The following is a 6,626-nucleotide window of genomic DNA, read 5'->3' as shown; positions in this document are numbered from 1 at the left end:
AAGAGAATACACCAATCTTTGGGTAATATTTCACCCATTGATTATTTAATAAAAACTGTTCCGGAGTCTCAAATGTGCGTGACGCGTACAGAGTATTGACAGGTCTTTTTCTGTTTGTTAGAATTTTATTAGCACTCTAACAATGAGAGTGCTAATGTTGCAAAAAAGCTAAATATTATGAATGATCGTCAAATAAGAATTTTAGACATCATTATAAGGGAATATGTCGAAACTTCTGAACCTATAGGTTCTTTGACGATTGTTAATAAATACGATTTAGATGTTAGTCCGGCAACGATCCGTTCGGAAATGGGTTATTTGGAAAAAGAGGGTCATATATATTAGCCTCATACTTCTGCAGGTAGAATCCCTACCGATAAAGGATATCGTTGGTTTGTAAACTACACAAAATATAATGTAGTACAGCTTTCAAGAAGAGAAAAAGAATCTCTAAAAAAAGCATTATCATCATTTTCTGATATGGAAAAAGCCGTAAAAATGGCAGCCCACCTATTATCTGAAATGACATATTGCGGAGCCCTAGCTACTCTTTCAACTTCCCATGTTTATTATCACGGTATTACTAATATATTCAGGCAGCCAGAATTTGAAGATAGGTTTATGCTTTTAGGGTTTGCCGATCTTCTCGATCATTTAAATGAATTTATCATGGAGCTTCCAAAAATTGAACAGGAAGTAATATATATAGGTAGAGAAAACCCCTATCTTCGAAAAGCGGGCTGTTCAATGATTGTATCCCCATATAACAATCAAGGAATAGAAGGTTTTTAGGTCTTTTAGGTCCGACGAGAATGAGTTATGAAAAAAACCTTTTATTATTGGATTTTATGACAACATCACTAAATGAAATGGGAGGTAAATAAAATGAAAAATCAGGAAGATAAACCAAAAAAAGATAAAGGAGAAGCGCATTCTAAAAAGGAAGCCATAAAGGATGATTTGAACAAACTAGTAGATGAATTAGAGTCAGTAAAGAAAAAATCAGACGAATATTTAGATGGCTGGAAAAGAGCGCAGGCAGATTACATTAATCTTAAAAAAAGGATCGAAACTGATATGACTGATTTAACTGTATTCGCTAATGCTGATTTGATATCAAGAATAATCCCGGTTTTGGAAAACTTCAGAAGAGCATCAACTCATGCGCCGGAAGAAATTAAGGATAATGATTGGGTCTCCGGAATAAAGCAAATAGAAAAGCAGTTAGAAGATGTTTTAAAAAACGAAGGTTTAGAAAGAATAAATATTGTCGGTAAAGAATTTGATCCTAATCTTTGCGAAGCTGTTTGCTTTGGAAATTCTGACGGCCACAAAGAAGATGAAGTTATCGAAGAATTAGAGTCAGGCTATATATTAAAAGGTAAAGTTTTAATACCAGTTAAAGTAAAAGTTTGTAAAAAATAAATTTATTATAAGGAGAAAAAATATGGGAAAAATCATAGGCATTGATTTAGGTACCACTAATTCATGTATGGCAGTTATGGAAGGTGGAGAGCCGTCTGTAATTGCTAATATTGAGGGTCAGAGAACAACTCCCTCAGTTGTTGCCGTAACAAAAAAAGGAGAAAGACTTGTGGGCTTACTTGCAAAAAGACAGGCCGTTACAAATCCTGATAATACAGTTTATTCAGCTAAAAGGTTAATAGGTAGAAAATACTCAGAGATTAAAGATGAGTTAAAAACTCTTTCTTATCATACCGAAGAAGGCTCAAATGGTGATGTAAAAGTTAAACTTCAAGATAAAAGCTATAGCCCTCCAGAAATTTCTGCAATGGTTTTACAAAAACTAAAAGCAGATGCTGAAGCTTATTTAGGCGGACCTGTAACCGAAGCAGTTATAACTGTCCCTGCATATTTTAATGATTCGCAAAGACAAGCAACCAAAGATGCTGGTAAAATAGCCGGCTTTGAAGTCAAAAGAATTATCAATGAACCAACTGCTGCTGCTTTAGCTTATGGATTAGACAAGAAAAAAGACGAAAAAATCGCAGTTTTTGATTTAGGCGGAGGTACCTTTGATATTTCTGTTCTAGAGTTAGGCGATGGAGTATTTGAAGTTAAGTCAACAAATGGCGATACCCGTCTTGGTGGAGATGATTTTGATCAAGTAATAATGCATTGGTTAATTGAAGAATTCAAAAACCAGGAAGGTATCGACTTAAAGGAAGATAAACTTGCCCTACAAAGGCTTAAAGAATCAGCTGAAAAAGCAAAGTGTGAATTATCAACCGTGATGGAAACAGATATCAATTTGCCATTTATAACTGCTGATTCTGCAGGAGCAAAGCACTTAAATATAACTTTAACAAGGGCTAAGCTTGAGCAACTTACAGAAGATTTAATCAAAAGAACAGAAGAGCCATGTAAAAAAGCGATAAAAGATGCTGGTCTGGAAGCAAAAGATATTAATGAAGTTATATTAGTTGGCGGAATGACCAGAATGCCAAAAGTTCAGGAAAAAGTTAAGGAAATATTTGGCAAAGAACCCCTAAAGGGTGTTAACCCTGATGAAGTAGTAGCTATCGGTGCTGCTATTCAAGGAGGTGTCTTGGGCGGTGAAGTAAAAGATGTTCTGCTTTTAGACGTTACTCCTTTAACTTTGGGTATCGAAACCTTAGGCGGTGTTAGAACCTCGTTAATTGAAAGAAATACTACTGTCCCGACTTCTAAATCACAGATTTTTTCTACCGCTACTGACAACCAAACATCAGTAGAAATTCATGTTCTTCAAGGTGAACGGGAGATGTCAGCTGATAATAAATCTTTGGGAAGATTTACACTAGATGGTATTCCTCCTGCACCTCGCGGTATTCCGCAGGTTGAGGTAACATTTGATATTGATGCAAATGGTATTTTTCATGTTTCAGCCAAAGATAAAGCCACCAACCGCGAGCAGAAAATCACTATTCAGGGAGCTTCAGGCTTATCAGATGAAGAGGTTGAAAAATTAAGAAAAGAAGCCGAATTGCATGCCGAAGAAGATAAAAAGAAAAAAGATCTGATCGAAGTTAAAAACCAAGCTGATAATGCTACCTACATAGCTGAAAAAACCGTTAAAGAAGCCGGTGATAAAGCTAATACAGATGATAAGAAACAGGTTGAAAATAAAATTGCCGAGCTTAAGAAAATTAAGGATGGTGACGACACAGAAGCAATCAAAAAAGCTATCAATGATTTAAATAGCGCTATCCAAAAAGTTGGTGCCGCAATGTATGAAGGTCAGGCCAATCAGGGTCAACAAGGCGATAAAAAAGATGAACAAAAAGATGGTACAACTGAAGGTCAGTATGAAGAAGTAAAGGAAGATGATTCCAAAGAAGAGCCTAAGAAATAAAAAAAGGCGCCTTTAAGCGCCTTTCCTTTATTATAGTTTTTCTAATATAATTAAATCATTATGAAAAAATACTACAATATCTTAGGAATTCCAGAAGATTCTACTATCGATGAAATACGGGTAAGATATAAAGAACTTGTTCGTAAGTATCATCCTGATGTAAATTCAGACTCAGATACGCAAGAATTATTTAAAGAGGTTAATGAAGCTTATAAGATTTTAACTGATGAAAAGAAAAGAACCGAATACGATCAAGGGCTTGATGAAACCAAAAAAGGCAAAGAATCTAATAAAAATCATCACGAAGAAAATAAACAAGAAGAAAAACCAGTCGTAAATAGTTTTCTTTCGGCGATTACGCGATTATTGATTACTGCATTTATAGGTTTATTGATAGGCGCGGTTTTAGGGTTTGTTTTGTGGTTTTTAAGTAAAGACAAGTCCTTTAATATTGCTATTCTATATCCTGTTATGTTTTGGGGAGGTCTTATCGGGGCATTAATGGGTGCTGATTTCAATTTTGATCTTGAAGGATATTTAGGTGAAACTTTACAGGGGAAGGCCTACGGATTAATAAGAGTATTTCTTTACGCCATTTCTTTTTCTTATTTTGGCGGAAGAATATTTTTATATCTTCAGAATATATCCGTGTTTAAAAAAGTAGCATTTCTGCCATTTTCAGGAATTTTAGTCGGTTTAATCATAGGAGCAATAATAGGGAGTGATACAGATTGGTCGACTAAATTACATGATGAAGATGATAGATTTAAATTAGGCATAAACGCTTTAAAAATAATCGGATCTGGATTGATAGGGTTGACAATGGGATTGATATACGGGAATATAATTCAAGTTTTAACTTCAGTCTATAATGTTTTTTGGTCGGCATTTATCGGTTTTTCTTTAGGGATTATTGCCGGTTCAGTAAATAGTAAGATAAAACAATAATACTTATTTAAGAAGGAATAATGGCAGTAAATAAAAGAGACTATTACGAAATTTTAGGAGTTTCCAAAAATGCTTCTGATAATGAAATCAAGAAAGCGTATAGGAAACTTGCGCAGCAACATCATCCAGATAAGGGTGGCGGTGATGATACAAAATTTAAAGAAGCAAATGAGGCTTATCAGGTTTTGTCAGATTCCCAGAAAAGGGCTCAATATGATCAATTTGGGCATGCTTTTAATCAGGGATCTGAAGGTCAAGGATTCGGAGGGTTTGATTTTTCCGGACAAGGCGGGTCAGGAGCAGGTTTTGATTTTTCCGAAATGTTTAATGGTGGCGGGTTCTCTGATATATTCGATTCTTTTTTTACTGGAGGTGCGGGGAGACAAAGGGGTCCGCAAAGGGGTTCTGATCTTCAAGTTGCCATAGAAATAACCTTAAAGGAAGCCGCGTTTGGAGTTGAAAAAACAATCGATGTTTTTAAAAAAGATATTTGTGATGAATGCAAAGGAACTGGAGCTGCTAAAGGAACTAAGATTATAAAATGTTCTAAATGTGGAGGATCTGGTCAGGTTCAGACAACCAGAAGAACAATTTTAGGCCAAATTAGTCAAGTTACCGTATGTCCAAAATGTCAGGGATCAGGTGAATATCCTGAAAAAGTATGCAGTAATTGCGGAGGTGATGGCCGAGTTAGAAAATCCAAAAAAATTAAAATTAAAATACCGGCTGGTGTTGATAATGGATCTACAATAAGGCTTTCTGGTGAAGGAGAGGCTGCTCCTAAGGGCGGTATCCCCGGTGATTTATTTATTAATATTGTAATAAAACCCGATAATCAATTTATAAGAGAGGGTGATAATCTTATTAAACAAGAAGAAATTAGCTTTGCTGATGCTGCCTTAGGTACTGTTTTAAGGCTAGAAACATTAGATGGGAAAATAGATTTAAAGATTTCGGCAGGAACCCAATCCGGTAAAGTATTTAAGATTCCAAATAAAGGGATTAAACATTTACAAGGTCAAGGTTATGGAGATATGTTTGTGAAAGTAAAGGTTATTACCCCAACTGGATTAAACGGTTTCCAAAAAGAGCTATTTCAAAAACTAAAAGAAGAAGAGAAAAGTGGCGGCTTCTGGCATTTTTAAAAACCGGCCTAAAGGCCGGTTTTTAAAAATAGATTTTTCTAGAGTCCAAAGTCGCTTTCTTTATTTTTACCTTTTTCATTTCCTCCCGAGTAAAAGTAAGAATCTTGTCGTATAATAGGAGTTTCTTCTGGTCTTGGCGGGTTTTCTTCCTCTTCTTTTTTTCTTCTTAAGGCGTCTAAATCTATTCCGTTAAGCTTGGAAGTTGAATCTTCTGGCGCACTATTATTTGAATTTTCTGTATTATTTACCGGGTTTTCTTCTTGGGTATTTTTAGTAGGGGTTTCTGTATTTTCTGAAGGTATATCTTTTGGAATATTTATATCGGGTGATGCTGATTGTTCAGAGGTTGGTGTTGATTCTTCAGGTTCTGGTGCTATTTCTTCGGGAGTTGGTGTTAATTTTTCAGATGGTATACTATTAGTTTCTTCCTGATTTTTATCTGGATTTTGTATCTTTTCTTCGGCTGGTTTTAGGTTTTTTAATTCATCTTCAATCGTTTTCCCAGGATCAGTTTCTCCGCCTTTTTTTGTACCTACATTAAATAATTCTTCTGGAGAAAGATTTTTAATTGTTCCGCCGTCCTTACCTATACTCTTGACTTTTGTTTTTTCTAGTTCTTCTATGGTTGGTGTTTCTATGGTTGGTTTATTTTCAATTTCTGATATACCGTCTGAGTTTGGCGGTAATTCAGCTTCGCCTATCTGGGTAATATTATCATCAGTATTACCGTCTGCTGGTCCCGCTTTTTTTTCTTCAACTGCCAATATTTTATCGCTACCTACTAAGTGCTCCACAGCTTCAGCACTAGCTATAATAACCGCAGGTTTTCCACCTTTGGTTATTAGGTAAGCATTTTCACCAACAGCCTCTTCGATAATCTTAGAAAAATTAGTTCTTGCATCGGATAGAGGAATAATGTTTTCTAATGGAATTTTAATCATAAATACACCTTTTTAATTATCATCATTATATCATCTTTATGGTTGTTTGTCAATCGGTAAATATAATTTGAACGTAATGTGGCAGTCTTTTGTACGATATAACGTACTTTATTCGTACTTTTTAAAAGTAACCAAATCTATTTATACCTTTTGTATCGACAAAAGGTACCCAAAAGCTCGCAACTTACTCAAAAAAGTTAGAAATTATCCTAGCCTTTAAACTTCCAAATCTGAACG

The 6,626-nt window shown here is 35.2% G+C and carries 6 protein-coding genes; 5 read left to right on the top strand and 1 reads right to left on the bottom strand.

Annotated elements, in window-relative coordinates:
- Window positions 1-480: 480 nt before the first annotated feature.
- The 5 genes from COX95_02195 to dnaJ all read left to right on the top strand — a co-directional run bounded on the left by COX95_02195 (window position 481) and on the right by dnaJ (window position 5,448).
- A complete protein-coding gene (locus tag COX95_02195) occupies window positions 481-792 on the top strand; it encodes a hypothetical protein (protein PIZ86101.1) in 312 nt (103 codons plus the stop codon).
- A 72-nt stretch (window positions 793-864) separates the two neighbouring features.
- Window positions 865-1,425 carry a nucleotide exchange factor GrpE gene (grpE, locus tag COX95_02190; protein PIZ86100.1) on the top strand — a complete coding sequence of 187 codons (561 nt, stop codon included), beginning with the start codon at window positions 865-867 and terminating at the stop codon, window positions 1,423-1,425.
- A 22-nt stretch (window positions 1,426-1,447) separates the two neighbouring features.
- A complete protein-coding gene (locus tag COX95_02185) occupies window positions 1,448-3,355 on the top strand; it encodes a molecular chaperone DnaK (protein PIZ86099.1) in 1,908 nt (635 codons plus the stop codon).
- A gap of 60 nt (window positions 3,356-3,415) precedes the next feature.
- Window positions 3,416-4,303, top strand: a complete 888-nt coding sequence (locus COX95_02180; protein PIZ86098.1) for a hypothetical protein — start codon at window positions 3,416-3,418, stop codon at window positions 4,301-4,303.
- Between the two features lie 20 nt (window positions 4,304-4,323).
- Window positions 4,324-5,448: a molecular chaperone DnaJ gene (dnaJ, locus tag COX95_02175; protein PIZ86097.1), complete on the top strand. Its 1,125-nt coding sequence runs from the start codon at window positions 4,324-4,326 to the stop codon at window positions 5,446-5,448.
- 38 nt (window positions 5,449-5,486) lie between these two features.
- On the opposite strand, the gene COX95_02170 is transcribed toward dnaJ, so the two are convergent.
- Window positions 5,487-6,389 carry a hypothetical protein gene (locus tag COX95_02170; protein ID PIZ86096.1) on the bottom strand — a complete coding sequence of 301 codons (903 nt, stop codon included), beginning with the start codon at window positions 6,387-6,389 and terminating at the stop codon, window positions 5,487-5,489.
- Window positions 6,390-6,626 lie beyond the last annotated feature (237 nt).

This window comes from bacterium CG_4_10_14_0_2_um_filter_33_32 (assembly GCA_002792735.1).
Lineage (GTDB): Bacteria > Patescibacteriota > CPR2_A > CG2-30-33-46 > CG2-30-33-46 > CG2-30-33-46.
This window is presented reverse-complemented; position numbering and strand designations above follow the sequence as displayed.

Bases quoted from the DNA above. Each gene is read 5' to 3' on its own strand.
- COX95_02195 (PIZ86101.1), top strand. From the start codon at position 481: ATGGAAAAAGCCGTAAAAATGGCAGCCCACCTATTATCTGAAATGACA.
- grpE (PIZ86100.1), top strand. From the start codon at position 865: ATGAAATGGGAGGTAAATAAAATGAAAAATCAGGAAGATAAACCAAAA.
- COX95_02185 (PIZ86099.1), top strand. From the start codon at position 1,448: ATGGGAAAAATCATAGGCATTGATTTAGGTACCACTAATTCATGTATG.
- COX95_02180 (PIZ86098.1), top strand. From the start codon at position 3,416: ATGAAAAAATACTACAATATCTTAGGAATTCCAGAAGATTCTACTATC.
- dnaJ (PIZ86097.1), top strand. From the start codon at position 4,324: ATGGCAGTAAATAAAAGAGACTATTACGAAATTTTAGGAGTTTCCAAA.
- COX95_02170 (PIZ86096.1), bottom strand. From the start codon at position 6,389: ATGATTAAAATTCCATTAGAAAACATTATTCCTCTATCCGATGCAAGA.